1 protein-coding gene is annotated in these 721 nt (G+C 63.4%); it reads right to left on the reverse strand.

Going from position 1 to position 721, the window contains the following annotated elements; all coding sequences use genetic code 11:
- Positions 1-31: 31 nt before the first annotated feature.
- The gene (locus PG888_RS23030) at positions 32-607 is read right to left on the reverse strand and encodes a recombinase family protein (protein WP_001173919.1); all 576 of its coding nucleotides are present in this window, start codon (positions 605-607) and stop codon (positions 32-34) included.
- Positions 608-721 lie beyond the last annotated feature (114 nt).

Here is a 721-nt window from a genome sequence, read left to right on the forward strand (position 1 = left end):
TGTCGTTTTCAGAAGGCGACTGCACGAAATATCAGGAGTCGGCTGCACTGCCAGAACTGGCCGCCTGCAAGGCAGCGTAGAGAGCGGTTTTTCCTACCTTGAGGCGTGCGGCGGCCTCGCGGACATTCAAGCCGTTGGCGACAAGCTCCCGCGCTCGTTGCAACTTGTCGGCAGTGACAACCGGCTTGCGTCCGCCTTTGCGCCCGCGTGCGGCGGCAGCGGTCAACCCGGCCTTGGTGCGCTCGCGGATCAGGTCGCGCTCGAACTGGCCCAGCGCACCGAACACATGGAAGATGAGCCGTCCGCCCGGCGTGGTGGTGTCGATGTTTTCAGTCAACGAGCGGAAGCCGACGCCCCGTGCTTCCAGCTTGCCGACCGTCTCAATCAGGTGCGGCAGGGAGCGGCCAAGCCGATCCAGCCGCCAGACGACCAGCACATCGCCATCGCGCAGATAAGCCAGCGCATCGGCCAAGCCGGGCCGGTCTGCCTTGGCCCCGGATGCCGTGTCCTCGAAAACCCGTTCGCAGCCTGCATTGCGCAGCGCATCCGTCTGCAAGGCGGTGTCCTGTTCCGCCGTCGATACCCGCGCATAGCCGATGAGTGCCATTTCCGCCCATTTGTCCGTTATACCGTCCGCCTATCTTATTGTCCGTCATCCCGTTGCGCAAGATGTTTTCGGACAGGCGTCCGGTTTGGCCGCCTAATGATCGTTTGGCGGACA

It is taken from the genome of Aeromonas sp. QDB23, assembly GCF_027707745.1.
Lineage (GTDB): Bacteria > Pseudomonadota > Gammaproteobacteria > Enterobacterales > Aeromonadaceae > Aeromonas > Aeromonas allosaccharophila.

What these genes read in the sequence shown, in the direction of transcription:
- PG888_RS23030 (WP_001173919.1), bottom strand. Translation starts at nt 607, where the DNA reads ATGGCACTCATCGGCTATGCGCGGGTATCGACGGCGGAACAGGACACC.